Genomic DNA, 17,877 nt, shown 5'->3' on the forward strand with positions numbered 1-17,877 from the left:
TCTTTCTGATGAAAGATATTATAACAGAAAAAAATCAATTTGTTAACAATGTTTAAGTTATTTATTTGGTACACCTAAAACGTTAGATGCTAACGAATCCAATTTGCAATAAAATAGAAATCATTGTACCCAGAGGAGTTGATTTCTTGCATTGGATTGGAAAAAAGGGAAGGAGTTCGATTCGATTTTGTAGTTTCAAGACGGAAGATAATTTGCGTCACTTTTAAGAACTTAAATCATCATCTGAGTATATGAGGTTACTGGCTTAGCCATCAATTCGATTCTTCAAAGTTGGAGAGGGTATCACGCTAAAGTATGGTTACTTATTCTCAAGTATCTTTATTTCTTTTTCGAAATTTCCATTAGCGAAAGAGTTCGTTTCGGATTTTCTGATATAATAGACCTATGCACTATACAGACGAAGAAAAAGAATATTTTATGAGACAAGCCTTAGAAGAGGCACGAAAATCCCTTGAAAAAGATGAAATCCCAATCGGTTGCGTTATTGTGAAGGAAGGGCAGATTATTGGTAGAGGCCACAATGCTCGTGAAGAGCTCAATCAGGCAATTATGCATGCTGAAGTTATGGCGATTCAAGAGGCTAATCGTGTTGAGGGGAATTGGAGGTTGCTTGAGACCACACTTTTTGTGACAATTGAACCCTGTGTCATGTGTAGCGGGGCTATTGGTCTCGCACGCATTCCAAGGGTGATTTATGGAGCCACCAATCAAAAGTTTGGTGCTGCTGGGAGTCTTTATGATATTTTAGCGGACGTCCGTCTGAATCATCGAGTAGAGGTGGAAAAGGGAATATTGGAAGAGGAGTGTGCCCAAATGATGCAAGATTTTTTCAGACAACGTAGGGAGAAGCAAAAAGCTGATAAGCTGGCTACTAAATCCCTAGTGGTAAATTCTCAAAGTAAGTTCTAGTTCCCGTCCTTCCAGAAGTTACTTTGAGAAAACTGCATAAAATCAACAGAATTTAGTCTCAGACTAAGTTCTGTTTTTGACTACAAATGTTGATAATAGTGAGTTTTAGGGTTGAAAATGTTGAAAAAAAGAGTACACTAAAGTTACTGGCTCTGAGACGTCTCAAAGTAAGTTCTAGTTATCTGGAATTTGGGATGGGACAAGTTCCTTTCTATTTTGAAATTATTTTTTAATAAAAACTAGCGATTACTTATCTAGTAATCGAGGTGATTGGATGACGTTCTCAGGGTCAATTTTAGAGATACCCAAAAGTGTTGCCAATTCCTCCCCGTAGGTAAATGTAAAGAGTTCATAAGCCGATTTTCCGTTGAAAGACGCCCGTTTGACGCTGTTGACATGCGAACAAACCGGGTTGATGTCATCCTGTGTCAAGTTATCAAAGCTAGTTCCTTTAGGGAGAATATCTCTGATAAGTGTGTGATTCTTCTCAATTCTCCCCTTCTGGTCAGAACGATTGGGATCACAGAAGAAGAGTTTAGATTCTCCACGAACATCCATTTCGATATCGTCCACTCTGGCGAACTCACCGCCATTGTCGGTCAGAATGACAGGGAATATTTCGCAGAAGTCGATTTCTTTCTGATGTAGGTCATTCTTGATAGCGTAGATGTGTTTAGCGACCTCATTAGCTGTTTTATTATCAAGTAACCGAGCGAAGATAAAGTTGCAGTAGGAGAGATTAAAGGTGAGAAGCAGCTTTCCGCCGATCCGTCCAGTAACGGTGTCCATTTCCAGCCAGTAGCTGATGCCTTTCTCTGTTAGAAAGCGTTGGAAATCCTCGTAAGACCGTCCTTCTTTAGCTGTTTTAGGAATGGGTTGGAGGTTTCTAGTTCTCCGTTTTCTGAATTTCACAACACGGGGGAAATCAATAGGCTTTGTGGAAAGATATCCTTTTTCAAGGTATCTGTAGATAGAAGCTCTTGAAGCCGACAGTTCATTTGATGCGATGATGTGGTTGAGGTGTTGTCCCTTTTGGATGGCAGAAGAGACAATCTCGTCCATGCGATAGAATTCTTCCTTGTTTAGGGCAACACCTGTTCTCGAATCTGAGAGCTTAGCTTCATAATCAAGCTGAGCTCTTTTGGCGTAGTAGAACTGTTTTTGGTATCCACAGTTCAATCTCTTTTTCGGACAGGCATTACAAACGTAAGGAGCCTTTTTAAGTAGAGGGCAGGCCTCACAATTAGAGGTTGTAGAGTTCTCTTTAACCACCCTATTTCTCCGAACTTCTTTTGAGATTGTGGACGGGTCTTTTCCTAACTTAGCAGCTATAGCTGAGAAGGGCTTTAGCTGTTCAATTCCTATTTGAATATCATTGCGATCAGAGAGAGTTAAGTGTTTGTTTTTCATTGTCAGTTACCAACTTGTCCCATAGTAAGTTCTACCTTATTTTTTTGTCTCAGTCTAATTTCCGGTTTTGGTGTTAGACTAGAACTTACTTTGAGAATTTAGGCTAAATCCCTAGTGGATCAATCCTAATCGATTCCCCACTTGCACTCTAGTCAAATTGTGTTATAATAATAATCGGAGCAACATTCGTGCGTGAAGCGGGTCAGGGGAGGAATCCAGCAGCCCTAAGCGAAGTCGGGTGTGTGCTCTTTTTTTGTACAGCCTAAAAATCCTTTGAAATTAAGCTTTCAGAGGTTTTTTATTGTCTCGTTTTTTAGAGACAGGGGCAAAATAGGGGCAGTCAAATCAAACCATGAACGAAACTAGCCAAGCTACAATACCCCACCCCATAACGAAAAGAATAAAAGTCAGGCACTGTCAGGGTGGAGGCGGTTTGAAGTATTCTTTGTCCCTTATTGTTCGAATTCTTTTTCATGGTCACATAACATGTCGTGTTTGAATTAATAACAGATGGCTCTGTTTTTCGCATATTATTAAGAAAACTTTTGGACTGCTCTGCTATTCTATTGAAAAAGAAGGAGGAAAGTCTATGTTTGTATTTGCCTTTCCAGGTATGGGGAAAACGACTCTTGCTAAGAAATATAGCAGTGTAGTGGACTTAGAAATGTCCGATATTAAATACGATAATAGTAGTGTACAGCATTTGAGTAAGGAAGAACGAAAATCAACGAGGCGTCCTTTAAAGGATAAGCGCTATAAAACAATCTATGTGGATAAAGCATATAGTCTCCACCAGGATGGAAAAGTTGTTTTAGTAGCACTGAATTTTTTAGCCAGAATGCTAGCTGCAATGATAGTACGTGGTGGGGTCTTGTTTCATATTTTCATTCCTCATCCGTTTTTAAAAGAGGAATATCGGCAACGCTATATTTCTAGAGGAAACAACCAACGCTTTATCTTTGAGGTTATGTTTATTTGGTATATCGCTCTGATTCCACTGTATATGCTAGCTAAGCTATTTCCCTACTGGATTACTGTAACACACTCGGGAGAGACCCTAGAAGATTATTATAAATATGAAAATTTCATAGAATTTTCAAGAAAACCAAAAATTGCGCAAACCATTTCATGAAAATGAATGAAAATTGATAAATTCCTTGAAAAAAACCTGATAAAGCGTTATCATATTATGGTATACAAATGGAGGAAAAACATGACACATATTACATTTGATTATTCAAAAGTCTTAGGCCAATTTGTTGGTGCACAAGAAGTTGATTATATGCAACCACAGGTTACATTGGCTGACCAAATGCTTCGTCAAGGTACAGGTCCTGGTAGCGACTTTATTGGCTGGTTGGATTTGCCAGAAAACTATGACAAAGAAGAATTTGCTCGTATCAAGAAAGCAGCAGCTAAGATCCAAAATGAAAGTGAAGTTTTGGTGGTTATTGGTATCGGTGGTTCATACCTTGGTGCCAAAGCAGCGATTGACTTTTTAAGCAATTCTTTTGCTAATTTGCAAACTCGTGAAGAACGCAAAGCGCCACAAATCCTTTACGCTGGAAATTCTATCTCATCAAGCTACCTTGCTGACTTGGTTGACTACGTGGCAGATAAAGATTTCTCTGTTAACGTTATTTCTAAATCAGGTACAACAACTGAGCCTGCGATTGCTTTCCGTGTCTTTAAAGAATTGCTTGTGAAAAAATACGGTCAAGAAGAAGCTAATAACCGTATCTATGCTACAACAGATAAAGCCAAAGGTGCTGTAAAAGTGGAAGCAGATGCAAATGGTTGGGAAACTTTTGTTGTTCCAGATAATGTTGGTGGACGCTTCTCAGTATTGACAGCAGTTGGACTTTTGCCAATCGCAGCATCTGGTGCAGATATTGACGCTCTTATGGAAGGTGCAAATGCTGCCCGTACGACATTCACATCTGATAAAATTGCTGAAAACCAAGCATACCAATATGCTGCAGTGCGTAACATTCTTTACAGAAAAGGTTATGTAACAGAAATCTTAGCTAACTACGAACCATCGCTTCAGTACTTCAGTGAATGGTGGAAACAGTTGGCTGGTGAATCAGAAGGTAAGGATCAAAAAGGTATCAATCCAACATCTGCAAACTTCTCAACAGACTTGCACTCTCTTGGACAATTTATCCAAGAAGGAAACCGCAACATCTTTGAAACAGTTGTTCGTGTTGACAAGCCTAGAAAAAATATTCTTATCCCTGAAATGGAAGAAGACCTTGATGGTCTTGGCTACTTGCAAGGAAAAGACGTTGACTTTGTAAACAAAAAAGCAACGGATGGTGTGCTTCTTGCTCACACAGATGGTGGCGTGCCAAACATGTTTGTGACTCTTCCACAACAAGATGAGTTCACACTTGGTTACACCTTCTACTTCTTTGAATTAGCTATTGCTATCTCTGGTTACCTCAATGCGATCAACCCATTTGACCAACCAGGTGTAGAAGCCTACAAGAAAAATATGTTCGCTCTTCTTGGCAAACCAGGATTTGAAGAACTTGGTGCAGAATTAAACGCACGTTTGTAAGAAAACCAAACTGATCGGAAACGGTCAGTTTTTCTTTGCTTATTAAATGTGGTAGAATAGAGTCTATGAAAAATGAATTTTTTGTAGTGGGTGATATCCATGGAGAGTTTGGGCTCCTACTAGATATTTTAAAGAAATGGGATGAAGAACGACAACAGCTAATTTTTCTGGGAGATTTGATTGACTGTGGAGAAAATTCAAAGGCCTGTTTAGAACTGGTTTGGCAGTTGGTTTGCGAAAAGGAAGCTATTTGTCTAACAGGTAACCATGAACGTATGTTTTTAGCTTGGTTGCGGGATCCCTTGGAACGCTATGACCATTACCGGAGGAATGGAGGAGATACGACCATTAATTCTCTTCTTGGGCGTCCCTTGGATGCACCTGTGGATGGCTTAGTCGATGCCAATGCGGTGATGGAACAATACGAAGAATTGATCAACTTTGTCAAAACATGCCCTTACCATGTAGAAACCGAGCACTATATTTTCGTTCATGCGGGTGTGGATCTGACCTTGTCTGATTGGCGAGCAACAAACAACCATGATAAGGTATGGTTGCGCAAGCCCTTCCATGAGGCTAAAAATACAACAGGAAAGACCATTGTTTTTGGTCATACACCTGTGTATAGTCTTTATCAGACCAATCTCCGCATTAGTCAAATTTGGACTAGTCCAGATGGTAAAATGGGGATTGATGGCGGAGCTGTTTACGGCGGAGTTCTCCATGGGATTGTACTGGATGACATGGGCTTGGTGCAGGATTACATCGTCGGAGCTGTCAATCCGAGAAAAGAAATTGAAGATTAGATAATGATTGAAAATTAGGAGGTAAAACTTCTAATTTTTTATTTTTATACTTGACAATATATATATATATATATATATAATGGAGTTATCACTATTTAGGAGGCTCTTATGGCAAAGAAAATTAAAGATGAACATGGTAATGTTTATGTGCAAAAGAAACCATTTTACAAGCGAATTTGGTTTATTGTGTTGGTTGGATTGTTTGTGATTGGTGGGTTACAAAGTGTATTGGGTGGTGGAAGTAATTCCTCAACTTCTTCTAGCCAAACTACATCAACTACTACCCAAACTACAACCGAAGCATCAGCGAGTAGCTCGGAAGAACAAAAAGAAGCTACAACATACAGTATTGGACAGGAAGTTCCAGTTGGAGACGTTGTTTACCTTGTCAATTCAAAAGAGGTTACCACTAACGTAGGTGGAGAATTCGGTAAGACTGCTAACGGAGTCTTTCTAGTGCTGAATGTAACAGTGAAAAATAATGGTAAAGAAGCTATTACCGTAACGGATGATTTCTTTACCTTGTTAAAAGGTGATATAGAGTATAAGTCTGATTCAACTGCGGGAATTTATGCTAACCAAGATGCAAAATTTTTCTTAACTGAAGTAAACCCAGAAAATTCTGTTACTGGTAATGTTGTCTTTGATATTACAGAAGAGACAGCAAATGACCCAAGTATTCAACTTAGAGTTCAAACAGGTTTTTGGGGAACGGAAACAGGCGTAATTAATCTTCAATAAAATTGAGTGAGGCTGGGCAAAAAATTCGAAATCTAACTAATATTGTTTAATTTTAATAAATAAGAAACCGCATGAAATCAACGTTTTTAGGCGAAAGATTTCATGCGGTTTTGTTTATTTTGGACTTTTTGCTCAGCACCTTTTTCAATTTTTTATCTTTCTTCATAAAATTTTCTGAAAATTTTGATATAATAGAAAAAATATTATTTTTAGATTGGAATCATTATGACTGCACAAAAAATGACTGCACAAGAAATCATTGCCTTTATCGGTAATGCTGTGAAAAAAACAACTGTGAAAGTAACTTTTGAAGGGGAATTGGCTGGTCCTGTTCCTGCAGAAGTGACAAAACTTGGCAACGTCCTCTTCGGTGACTGGAAAGACGTCGAGCCACTTTTGACAAACTTGACTGAAAATGTAGACTACGTGGTTGAGCAAGACGGTCGCAATTCGGCTGTGCCTTTGTTGGACAAACGGAACATCAATGCCCGTATCGAGCCAGGTGCGATTATCCGTGACCAAGTGACGATTGGCGATAATGCCGTTATCATGATGGGTGCTGTGATCAACATCGGTGCGGAAATCGGCCCAGGTACCATGATTGACATGGGTGCTATCCTAGGTGGTCGTGCGACGGTTGGTAAAAACAGCCACATCGGTGCAGGTGCGGTCCTTGCAGGTGTCATCGAGCCAGCTTCGGCTGAGCCAGTGCGTGTTGGCGACAATGTTTTGGTCGGTGCCAATGCCGTTGTTATCGAGGGCGTGCAAATCGGTAGTGGCTCTGTTGTCGCAGCGGGTGCTATTGTGACTCAAGACGTCCCTGAAAATGTTGTGGTGGCAGGTGTGCCAGCCCGCATCATCAAGGAAATCGACGCTCAAACCCAACAAAAAACAGCCTTGGAAGAGGCTTTGCGGACACTCTAAGAGGTAGCTATGCTAGATTTAATCGCGACACGCCGAGCCCTCCACCAGATTCCAGAGCTGGGCATGGAGGAGTTCAAGACCCACGCCTTTCTTATGGAGACCATTGCAAATCTGCTTCAAGACTGCTCTTTTGCCCAAGTTCGCACGTGGGAGACGGGTATCTTGGTTTATCTGACAGGCTCTGCTCCTCAAAAAACGATTGGTTGGCGGACGGATATTGACGGCCTGCCTATCGTGGAAGAAACGGACCTGGACTTCAAGTCCCTCCACCCAGACCGTATGCATGCCTGTGGACATGATTTCCACATGACCATTGCCTTGGGGCTTTTGGAGAAAATGGCAGAGCAGCAACCGAAAAATAACCTACTCTTCTTGTTTCAGCCTGCGGAGGAAAATCTAGCGGGTGGTATGCTCATGTATGAAGCGGGGGCCTTTGGTGATTGGTTACCAGATGAATTTTATGGGCTCCATGTCCGACCAGATCTCAAAGTTGGTCAAATGGCTACCAACCGTGCGACACTCTTTGCTGGGACCTGTGAAGTCAAGATACGGTTTACAGGAAAGGGTGGTCACGCAGCATTTCCCCATACCGCCAATGACGCCTTGGTGGCAGCCAGCTACTTTGTGACCCAGGTTCAGTCAGTGGTGAGTCGAAATGTCGACCCAATCGAGGGAGCTGTGGTGACCTTCGGCTCCATGCACGCGGGCACGACCAACAACGTTATTGCCGAAACAGCCTTTTTGCATGGCACCATTCGGGCCTTGACCCAGAGTATGAGCCTCTTGGTGCAAAAACGAGTGCGTGAAATAGCAGAAGGGATTGCCTTGTCCTTTGGAGTGGACTTGGACATCGAGCTCAATCCAAGTGGTTATCTGCCTGTGGAGAACAATCCTCAACTGGCAGATGAACTGATGACCTATTTTGAACAGGTTGATGGTGTGGAAATGACTGACTGTCCACCTGCCATGACGGGTGAAGACTTTGGCTACCTGCTCAACAAGGTTACAGGTGTAATGTTCTGGCTGGGTGTGGATACGCCTTATCCCCTTCACAATCCTCGTCTCAGTCCCAAAGAGGAAGTACTTCTCTTTGCTGTGGATAAGTTGAGCGATTTTTTGAAAATGAAAGCAAACTAGACTGGGTTTTCCAGTCTTTTTCTGAAAGAAAAGGAGTTTCTGTGGATAAAAAAGAAATTCGGAAAGAAGTGCTAGGGACTTTGCAAGGACTAACGAGTAGTCAACGAGCAAGATGGAGTCAGCAACTAACAGAAAGGCTCCTTTCCTCTGATACCTATAAGTGCTCAAAGTCGCTTGGGACCTACCTTTCTATGGGACATGAGTTCGATACTAGTTACTTAATTGAACAGGCTCAAAAGGATGGAAAATGCATTTTCATTCCTAAGACCTATTCACAAGGACGCATGGATTTTGTAGAATATAATCCTGATGATTTGGTTAAAACTAGGTTTGGAGTTTGGGAACCTGGGACTTATTCACAACCTGTGGATAAGTCTGTGGTTAACTGGATTCATGTCCCGGGATTGGCTTGGAATCAAGCAGGGTTTCGGGTTGGCTATGGGGCAGGGTTTTATGACCGTTACTTGTCAGATTATCAGGGGGAGACGGTATCGACCTTGGGCTCTTTCCAGTTATATGATTTTGAACACCAGACATTTGATATCCCAGTAAAGGAGTTGTTGATTTTTGAAGAATCTTTTTGATAAGCGCTACCCTGTGACCAATGGCTTGTTGGCAGTTACGGCTCTTGTTTTTCTATTTATACAAATATTTCGCTTTGGGCAGACCACTACAGCCTATACAATTTTTGAATTCGGTGGTATGTATGGGGAAGTAGTGCGTTATGATCCGACTCAGTTGTGGCGCTTGGTTTCGCCTATTTTTGTCCACATTGGTTGGGAGCATTTTCTATTCAATGGTATTACTTTACTTGGTTTAGGGTATCAATTAGAAGGGCTTTTTGGGTCCCGGAGGTTCTTTCTTCTCTATCTATTATCTGGTATTATGGGGAACCTTTTTGTTCTCTTCTTTACACCAGATGTGGTTGGCGCAGGTGCGTCGACCTCGCTCTTTGGCCTATTTGCAGCCATGGCTCTTTTGAGAAAATTTAGTCGTAGCCCTTATTTACAAGTTCTTGGTCAGCGTTACATGCTTCTTCTAGGTCTGAACTTGGCATTAGGCCTTTTTACCCCATCCATTAGCATGGCGGGACATATTGGAGGAGCAATCGGTGGTTGTTTAGTCGTTATTTTTTTACCACCACTTACAGAGAAAAATTTATTTACTGGGAAACAGGTTTTTTACAGTTTCATTGGTTATTTGGCTTTGATTGCTTTGCTTCTGGGCGCATTCTATTTCATGTAAAAAAACTAGCGGATGCTAGTTTTTAAGAGAAGTCGTTAGAATTGTTTTCTGACGGCTTTTTCATATGAAGATAAAGAATTGTAACTATCCAATCTTTTTCAGGAATTTTTGCTGGGCTGTTGGAAGAGATTAATAAAGAAGAAGTAGATAATGACAACTAAGAATAGTTGTAGAGAGAAGACACGTTGGACTCCTTCAGTCAAATTTTGGCTACTATTTGCAAGGACAGAAGCAATAGCTGTTCCTAAAGCACCTGCAAATTGTTGCATCATTTGAAAAATAGCTGTGGCATCGGCTTTCTTTTCTTGAGGCAATGTGGATACTGAAACGGCCAGGGTATTGTTAAATGCCATGTTTCTTCCAAAGGTGAATACAATATAGGTTGCTGCCAAACTAAAGAGTGTCAATGTTTCAGTGAATAAGGCCATGATTGAAAGAGCTATGGTAAATAATGTATTCCCAATATAGAGTGAAGGTTTTGGTCCTTTTAAATCATAGAATTTGCCAAAAACAGGGGCTAGAATGGCTCCCAAAAGAGTACCTGGTAGTAATGAGAATCCTGCTAGAGTGGAACTTGCCCCCTTCGCTTCAATTAAAAAGTTTGGAATAATAAAGTTTGAACCTAAATTAGCAAATTGATAAATAAAGAAGGGTATTAAACCAAGCCAAACGGTTGGTACTTTCAAGACACGAATATCAAGAAATGGTTTAGGAATAGTCAGACTTCGATGGATAAATGCTGCCAAGCTAAGGATGAATACAATTAAATATATCCAATTTATTTTACCTTCTTCTAGACTTGTAATTGCTAGAAGCGACGTACTTAGCGCAAGAGCTAACAGTATGAAGGACGAAATATCAAAAGGACGTCTCTCACCTTTTTGGCTATTTTCCATATAGAGATGGTTTAGAAGAAAACAGATAAGGGGGACGGGTAGGATAAAGATGAAAATCCATTGCCAGGGAAGGCGTGCAATCATAAAACCGCCATAGGTAGGGCCGAAAGCAGGGGCTAGACTCATAATCAGACCGCCAATCCCCATATAGGTTCCAATTTTTTGAGGAGGAATCCGTTCTAAAATGAGATTGAACATCAATGTCATTCCAATCCCAGTTCCTAATCCTTGTAAGGCGCGTCCTACGATCATGATGGAGAAGCTAGGGGTTGCAAATGCCAAGATTGTACCCGATGTGAACAGAAGGAGAGAGGCATTTAAAATAGTTTTTTCTTTAACATTTTGCTGCAAAGTAGCACTGACAGTCATTGATATTGCAACAGCTAAAAGGTAGATGGTTGTAATCCATTGGAGACTGGACAGTGGCAAGTGATAAACTTTTTGTAGGGTCGGAAATGTCACATTCATACTCGTTTCTGAAAGAATACCTGCAAATCCTAGCAGAGCGGTGGCAACAATGGACATGGTTGTGTTTTTGGAAACAGTGTCATTCATTGGGAGAATCCTTCCGTTTTTATTCATTAAAAAAGGGTAGCACGGAGTTGGCTACCACCTTTGCAATCCAATAGTGTTGACTATTTGGAAATTGACGTTATTTTTTTGGTTTATCTAACTGTTTACCTAATTCAATGAGGTATTGTTTCAAGTCGTCTTTAACCTGAGGATGTTGCAGAGCATAATCGATAGATGTTTTCATGAAACCGAACTTGTCACCAACGTCATAGCGTTTTCCGGTAAATTCGCGGGCAAATACACGTTGCGTTTTGTTTAGTGTATCAATAGCATCAGTCAGTTGAATCTCGTTACCTGCACCTGGTTTTTGGTTTTCTAAAATCTCAAAAATTTCAGGGGTAAGAAGGTAGCGACCGATGATCGCTAAATCAGAAGGAGCTTCCTCGGGCTTAGGTTTTTCTACAAAGGTTTCGACACTATAAAGACCGTTAATACCCTCACCTTGCGGAGCAATGACACCGTATGCAGAGACCTCTTCGTGAGGAACTGGCATAACAGCAATCGTTGAAGCATGTGTTGCTTCATAGTCATCAATCAATTGCTTGGTTATTGGAGTGACTGTAGAATCGGTAATGTCCATAAGGTCATCGCCAAGCATAACAACAAAAGGCTCGTTTCCAACAAAGGCCTTGGCTTGAAGAACTGCATCACCAAGTCCTTTGGGATAACTTTGACGAATAAAGTGAAGACGGATAGCTGTTGCTTCATCAACTAATTTCAAGAGGTCATTTTTCCCCTTTTCCTTCAAGTTGTATTCTAATTCAAAGTTTGAATCAAAATGATCCTCGATAGAACGTTTTGATTTGTTAGTTACTACCAATATGTCTTCTATACCAGATCGTAATGCTTCTTCGAAAATAAATTGTAATGTTGGCTTATCCACAATCGGTAACATTTCTTTTGCGAGTGCTTTTGTTGCTGGGAGGAAACGTGTTCCCAATCCTGCAGCAGGGATGACTGCTTTTCTAACTTTTTTCATAACGTATTTACTCCTTTTATATTTTATTTGTGTTTAAAATTATGAATGCCACTCATTTTCGTGTCGGAACTCACCGGTCATGATTTCCTTAATGGCATCTTCAATATTAGCTCCTTGGTAGATGACCTTGTAGATCGCTTGAGTAATTGGCATATAGACACCCAGTTCTTGTGCTAATTCATAGGCAGCTTTGGTTGTCGAAATTCCTTCGATAACCATTCCCATATTGCGCTCAACGTCCTCTAGTTTTTCACCACGTCCGAGCTGGTCACCGGCTCTCCAGTTACGTGAATGGACAGATGTACCGGTAACAATTAAATCACCGACACCAGAAAGGCCACTATAAGTTAAAGGATTAGCCCCCATAGCAACGCCTAGACGTGTGATTTCAGTTAAACCACGGGCGATAATGGCTGCCTTTGCATTGTCCCCATAGCCCAAACCATGTAAGGCACCCGCACCAACGGCAATAATGTTTTTCAGAGCACCTGCTGTTTCTACACCAATGACATCATTATTAGTATAAAGGCGGAAGTAGTGGTTGCTGAAAAGATTTTGAACGTAGGTGGCTGCCTCCATGTCTTTTGATGCAGCAGAAATCAGTGTTAAATCACGGACGATTGTTTCTTCTGCATGGCTAGGACCTGATACAACTACGATTTCGGAACGAAGTTGTGCTGGAATCTCTTCTTCTAAAACCTCAGACAAACGTTTGTGACTATCAGGTTCCAATCCTTTAGAGGCATGCATGATAACGACTTTGTGCTTGAGCACTTGCGCCACTTGTTTGGCAACTAGGCGTGTTACCTTGGTTGGGACAACAAAAAGAACGGCATCAACTCCGTCAAGAGTCTCTGATAGGTCTTTGTATGCCTTAATTTTTTCATCTAGAATAATATCTTTAAAATATCGAGTATTCGTATGTTGTTCATTGATTTCATCAATTTGTTCGGAAATATTTCCCCAAATACGTACCTCATGTCCATTATCGTTTAAGACTTGAGAGAGAGCTGTTCCCCATGATCCAGGACCAAGAACGGCAATTTTTTGTTTTTCCATGACCTCTCCTTGCATAGATTATTACTAATATTATATCACAAGTAGGTATATTCTCACAGAAAAATCTTGGCTGACTTTCATTCAATTGTTGTGCAATTATGGTGGTTCATTTGGGAGTGGTTCAAACAGGAGGGATGGGAATACGTGGTGGAAGTGAGTGAGGCATGTACGGAACAATGAAGAACGAATTACTTCTAAGAAGCCAAATTGTATTGCAACAAATTGGAATTAGAGGAAGATATAACCGAGTTCTATTTTAAACATAATATAAAAGTTAGATATTGAGAAAGGTTGTTAAAGCTGGTATAAACGAAATGGAAAAATATAAAAATAAATCTTTTTTTGCTGTTTTTCAGTTCTATGGGATCATTTTTTCAAATTAATGAAAAAAAGAGAGCAGTAGACTTGACATTAGTTCTCTTAGGAACTATAATAATCAGCGTGCTAACAAAAAAGGAGGGTTCTTGATGTCACATATGGCAGACTTACGATATGTTTTTCATCAGTTAGAATACTTGAGTGATAAGATTGCAAAACACTATGGTGTCGAGCATTTGGCTGGTCCGCAGGGTCATGTCTTACACTTTTTAGGTGATAATATGGATAAGGAAATTTTTGTAAAGGATATTGAAACTGAACTGAAAATATCTAAGTCTGTCGCCAGTAACTTGGTTAAGCGTATGGAAAAAAATGGCTTTGTTCAAATTATTCCATCTGTGGTAGATAAGCGTTTTAAGCAAGTTGTTTTGACACCTTTGGGGCAAGAGAAGTTGCAACCATTAAGGGACTGGCACCAAGAAATGTCGGAATCAATTTTTAGGGGAATCCCTCGGGAAGATTTCCAATCAATGATTCGGCTGATTCATCAGTTGAAGGAGAATATTAATCAGTATAAGGAGAATAATGATGTTTAAAAATGCAATTCTACGCTACAAGTGGCACGCATTGACGTCGGTTGTGCTAACATCCATTGTTGTTATTACAACACTTTTGCAACCAAGTTATCTCAAAGATGTCTTGACGGCAGTTTTGTTAAATGATCAAGATGAGATTTTTCGGGTTGGGAAAATTCTTTTAGTGATTGCTGGAATTGGCTTACTTGCAGGACTTGCTAATACTATCAATGCTGCGAAAATTGCTCAAGGAGTTTCTGCGGATATTCGTGAAAATACATTCAGGAAGATTCAAAGTTTTTCATATGCAAATATTGAAGAATTTAATGCTGGAAATTTAGTTGTCCGCATGACCAATGACGTCACGCAAATTCAAAACTTGACCATGATGCTCTTCACAATCTTAATGCGCGTACCCTTGCTATTTATTGGTGCTTTCATTATGGCGGTAAGGACTCTGCCAGAACTTTGGTGGATGATTATTGTCATGGTGATTTTGATCGTAGCCATTATGGCCATTGTAATGGGACAAATGGGCCCTCGTTTTGGGAAATTCCAAACATTGATGGATCGCATGAATAGTATTGCCAAGGAAAATTTACGTGGTATTCGAGTGGTGAAATCATTTGTCCAAGAAAAAAATCAATACGATAAATTCAAGGAAGTTTCAAATGAGTTGCTTGATTTAAATATTTTTATCGGGTATGGTTTTTCAATTCTGCAACCATTGATGATGTTTATTTCCTATATGGCTATCTTTGCTTCTCTCTACCTCGTTTCTGGTATGGTAGATACAAACTTGGAAGCTGTAGGAGGCTTTACTTCGTTCATGAGTTACCTGATGCAAATCATGTTTGCAATCATTATGACGAGCTTTATGGGAATGCAGGCATCTCGTGCTGCCATTTCAATTAAACGAATTACAGAAGTATTAAATACTGAACCTGCTATGACTTTTGCAGATGTGCCAGATGAAGAATTAAATGGGAAGATTGTTTTTGATAATGTGACATTCACCTATCCACACGATACAGAGCCAACCTTGAAAAATATTTCATTTGAGATTGAATCAGGACAAATGGTTGGGGTTGTTGGTGCAACAGGTGCCGGTAAATCAACCTTGGCACAGTTGATACCTCGACTCTTCGACCCACAAGAGGGTAGTGTCTCTATTGGTGGTCGCGATGTGAAAGAGGTGAGTAAAAATACCCTTCGCAATACCGTTTCGATTGTACTTCAAAAAGCAATTCTTTTCTCAGGAACGATTGCGGACAATTTGCGCCAAGGGGCTCCGGGAGCGGATATTCTTCGATTGGAACGTGCAGCGGGAATTGCACAAGCGAAAGAATTTATCGATCGCTTAGATGAAACCTATGAAAGTGAAGTCGAGGAACGTGGAAACAACTTTTCTGGTGGTCAAAAGCAACGGATTTCGATTGCCCGTGGTGTAATAGGGGAGCCAAAAGTACTTGTTTTAGACGATTCAACTTCAGCTTTGGATGCGAAATCTGAGAAGTTGGTTCAGGAAGCTTTGAACCATGAATTAAAAGCGACCACAACGGTTATTGTTGCACAGAAAATTTCATCAGTCATTAAGGCAGATAAAATCCTAGTACTCGACGAAGGTCGTCTGATTGGGGAAGGAACCCATGCTGAACTGGTGGAAAATAATGCTGTTTATCGCGAAATCTATGAAACACAGAAAGGGAAGGAGGAGAACTAAGCAAGTGCAGTCTATATAGTACGATTGCATTTGAACTCGCTCGGAAAGCTTCGAAAAAAGATAAACCGCCTAGCGTTTCGGAATGCGGCATTGGTTTCCTATTTTTCGGTCGCATTCTGGACGATCTTAGTATCATGTTATGAAAACACTTAGATTTTTCTGGTTTTATTTTAAACGTTATAAAGTATCCTTTGTCTTTATTTTTCTAGCTATTGTTGTAGCAACCTATTTGCAAGTCAAAAGTCCAGTTTTGCTTGGTGATGCAATTGCAGAAATGGGAAAAATTGGTCAAAGCTATGCTGTTGCTAAGCAGATGGGACAATCAGGATTTGAAGCAGATTATTCAGATTTTAATAGCATCATGTTTAAACTCTTTCTTGCCTATGCGATGACAGTTGTTGCGAACTTAATTTATAGCTTGCTGTTTACTCGCATTATTGCGAATTCAACAAGTCGTATGCGAAAAGGGCTTTTCGGCAAGTTAGAACGATTGACGATTGCTTTCTTTGATCGACATAAGGATGGAGATATTCTTTCACGCTTCACATCTGATTTGGATAATATTCAAAACACTTTCAACCAATCATTGACACAAGTGATGACCAACGTTGCCTTATATATTGGTTTGATTATTATGATGTTCCGTCAAGATGTTCGTTTGGCTTTAGTGACTGTAGCTTCGACACCTGTTGCTTTACTTGCTTTGGTAGTCATTGTTCGTCTTGCACGGAAATACACTAATCTTCAGCAAGCAGCAGTTTCGAAATTAAATGCCTACATGGATGAAAAAATTTCTGGTCAAAAAGCGATTATTGTCCAAGGTGTGCAGCAAGAAACAATTGATGGCTTTTTAGAACTCAATGAAGAAGTTCGTCGCACAACCTTTAAAGGTAGATTATTCGGGGGTATTCTCTTCCCATTTATGAACGGGATGAGCTTGGTAAATACAGCGATTGTTATTTTTGTTGGTTCTACGATTGTCCTCAATGATAGTTCATTAGAAGCGGCTGCGGCATTAGGTTTGGTTGTTACCTTTGTACAATATTCTCAACAGTATTACCAGCCAATGATGCAGATTGCTTCAAGTTGGGCTGAGCTTCAGCTGGCCTTCACTGGTGCTCACAGGGTCCAAGAAATGTTTGATGAGCCTGAAGAAGTTCGCCCTCAAAATGCACCGTTGTTTACTGAATTGAAGGAAGGTGTTGCTATTAAGAATATTGATTTTGGATATTTGCCTGGTCAAAAAGTTCTTAATAATGTCTCAATCACTGCTCCTAAAGGAAAAATGATAGCAGTCGTTGGTCCAACTGGATCAGGTAAGACAACAATCATGAACCTCATTAACCGTTTTTATGATGTAAATAGTGGTAGTGTAGAGTTTGACGGTCGTGATATTCGTGAATATGATTTGGATAGTTTACGAAATAAAGTCGGTATTGTTCTGCAGGAATCGGTGCTCTTTTCGGGAACCATTGCAGATAATATTCGATTTGGAAGCGATGATATTTCACAGGAAATGGTTGAAACTGCAGCGCGTGCTACTCATATTCATGATTTCATTATGAGTTTGCCAGAAGGGTATGACACTTATGTAACTGATGATGAAAATGTATTTTCAACAGGTCAGAAACAGTTGATTTCCATTGCCCGTACATTGTTGACAGATCCACAAGTACTGATTCTGGATGAAGCAACGTCTAACGTTGATACCGTGACTGAAGCTAAAATTCAAAAAGCTATGGAGGCCATTATCGCAGGACGGACCAGCTTCGTCATTGCCCACCGCCTTAAAACCATTCTAAATGCAGATGAAATCATTGTATTAAAAGATGGTCAAGTCATTGAACAAGGAAACCATAGTGAGTTACTCAAACTCAATGGCTTCTATGCTGAACTTTACCACAACCAGTTTGTGTTTGAATAATATATAGAAAAATAAACAGCCAAGATAAGCAGACCACAATCCTTAAACGTTTAGGACGTGGTTTATCTTGGCTG

16 protein-coding genes and 1 other RNA gene are annotated in these 17,877 nt (G+C 40.3%); 13 read left to right on the plus strand and 4 right to left on the minus strand.

The genetic code is table 11. The features are described from left to right. Window positions 1-405: 405 nt before the first annotated feature. Entirely contained in the window at window positions 406-930 is a 525-nt protein-coding gene (gene tadA, locus K6V48_RS02925; RefSeq protein WP_222367891.1) for a tRNA adenosine(34) deaminase TadA, read from the plus strand. A 246-nt stretch (window positions 931-1,176) separates the two neighbouring features. Here the strand turns inward: tadA and K6V48_RS02930 are convergent, their stop codons facing one another. Then, entirely contained in the window at window positions 1,177-2,340 is a 1,164-nt protein-coding gene (locus tag K6V48_RS02930) for an IS30 family transposase (RefSeq protein ID WP_222367893.1), read from the minus strand. Window positions 2,341-2,506: 166 nt separating this feature from the next. Between K6V48_RS02930 and ffs the strand changes: the two genes are divergently transcribed. The 9 genes from ffs to K6V48_RS02975 all read left to right on the plus strand — a co-directional run bounded on the left by ffs (window position 2,507) and on the right by K6V48_RS02975 (window position 9,756). Beyond that, window positions 2,507-2,604: signal recognition particle sRNA small type (gene ffs, locus K6V48_RS02935), an RNA gene on the plus strand. 325 nt (window positions 2,605-2,929) lie between these two features. Further along, the gene (locus K6V48_RS02940; RefSeq protein ID WP_222367894.1) at window positions 2,930-3,472 is read left to right on the plus strand and encodes a hypothetical protein; all 543 of its coding nucleotides are present in this window, start codon (window positions 2,930-2,932) and stop codon (window positions 3,470-3,472) included. A gap of 81 nt (window positions 3,473-3,553) precedes the next feature. Then, complete coding sequence (locus tag K6V48_RS02945) at window positions 3,554-4,903, plus strand: glucose-6-phosphate isomerase (RefSeq protein WP_024391565.1); 1,350 nt, start codon at window positions 3,554-3,556, stop codon at window positions 4,901-4,903. Between the two features lie 65 nt (window positions 4,904-4,968). Continuing rightward, window positions 4,969-5,709, plus strand: coding sequence for a metallophosphoesterase (locus K6V48_RS02950; protein WP_222367895.1), 741 nt, complete (start codon window positions 4,969-4,971; stop codon window positions 5,707-5,709). 108 nt (window positions 5,710-5,817) lie between these two features. Continuing rightward, window positions 5,818-6,450 (plus strand): DUF4352 domain-containing protein, encoded by a 633-nt coding sequence (locus K6V48_RS02955; RefSeq protein WP_222367896.1) that lies wholly within the window; start codon window positions 5,818-5,820, stop codon window positions 6,448-6,450. A gap of 225 nt (window positions 6,451-6,675) precedes the next feature. Continuing rightward, entirely contained in the window at window positions 6,676-7,374 is a 699-nt protein-coding gene (dapD, locus tag K6V48_RS02960; protein ID WP_013730634.1) for a 2,3,4,5-tetrahydropyridine-2,6-dicarboxylate N-acetyltransferase, read from the plus strand. A 9-nt stretch (window positions 7,375-7,383) separates the two neighbouring features. Next, window positions 7,384-8,511 (plus strand): N-acetyldiaminopimelate deacetylase, encoded by a 1,128-nt coding sequence (locus K6V48_RS02965; protein WP_222367897.1) that lies wholly within the window; start codon window positions 7,384-7,386, stop codon window positions 8,509-8,511. Window positions 8,512-8,552: 41 nt separating this feature from the next. Then, window positions 8,553-9,095, plus strand: a complete 543-nt coding sequence (locus K6V48_RS02970; protein WP_024396703.1) for a 5-formyltetrahydrofolate cyclo-ligase — start codon at window positions 8,553-8,555, stop codon at window positions 9,093-9,095. Then, entirely contained in the window at window positions 9,079-9,756 is a 678-nt protein-coding gene (locus tag K6V48_RS02975; protein ID WP_024391569.1) for a rhomboid family intramembrane serine protease, read from the plus strand. The genes K6V48_RS02970 and K6V48_RS02975 overlap by 17 nt, the downstream gene beginning before the upstream one ends. Window positions 9,757-9,854: 98 nt before the next feature. On the opposite strand, the gene K6V48_RS02980 is transcribed toward K6V48_RS02975, so the two are convergent. From K6V48_RS02980 to K6V48_RS02990, 3 genes are all read right to left on the minus strand, one after another. After that, entirely contained in the window at window positions 9,855-11,207 is a 1,353-nt protein-coding gene (locus tag K6V48_RS02980; RefSeq protein WP_222367898.1) for an MFS transporter, read from the minus strand. Window positions 11,208-11,304: 97 nt separating this feature from the next. Then, entirely contained in the window at window positions 11,305-12,204 is a 900-nt protein-coding gene (gene galU, locus K6V48_RS02985; protein ID WP_222367899.1) for a UTP--glucose-1-phosphate uridylyltransferase GalU, read from the minus strand. A 39-nt stretch (window positions 12,205-12,243) separates the two neighbouring features. After that, window positions 12,244-13,263: an NAD(P)H-dependent glycerol-3-phosphate dehydrogenase gene (locus K6V48_RS02990; protein WP_222367901.1), complete on the minus strand. Its 1,020-nt coding sequence runs from the start codon at window positions 13,261-13,263 to the stop codon at window positions 12,244-12,246. 467 nt (window positions 13,264-13,730) lie between these two features. Between K6V48_RS02990 and K6V48_RS02995 the strand changes: the two genes are divergently transcribed. The 3 genes from K6V48_RS02995 to K6V48_RS03005 all read left to right on the plus strand — a co-directional run bounded on the left by K6V48_RS02995 (window position 13,731) and on the right by K6V48_RS03005 (window position 17,803). Beyond that, window positions 13,731-14,177, plus strand: coding sequence for a MarR family winged helix-turn-helix transcriptional regulator (locus K6V48_RS02995; RefSeq protein WP_222367904.1), 447 nt, complete (start codon window positions 13,731-13,733; stop codon window positions 14,175-14,177). After that, window positions 14,170-15,879, plus strand: a complete 1,710-nt coding sequence (locus tag K6V48_RS03000; protein ID WP_024391574.1) for an ABC transporter ATP-binding protein — start codon at window positions 14,170-14,172, stop codon at window positions 15,877-15,879. The genes K6V48_RS02995 and K6V48_RS03000 overlap by 8 nt, the downstream gene beginning before the upstream one ends. Window positions 15,880-16,018: 139 nt before the next feature. Further along, window positions 16,019-17,803, plus strand: a complete 1,785-nt coding sequence (locus K6V48_RS03005; RefSeq protein ID WP_222367906.1) for an ABC transporter ATP-binding protein — start codon at window positions 16,019-16,021, stop codon at window positions 17,801-17,803. The last annotated feature ends 74 nt before the right edge of the window (window positions 17,804-17,877 follow it).

This window comes from Streptococcus suis, assembly GCF_019794555.1.
GTDB lineage: Bacteria > Bacillota > Bacilli > Lactobacillales > Streptococcaceae > Streptococcus > Streptococcus suis_AB.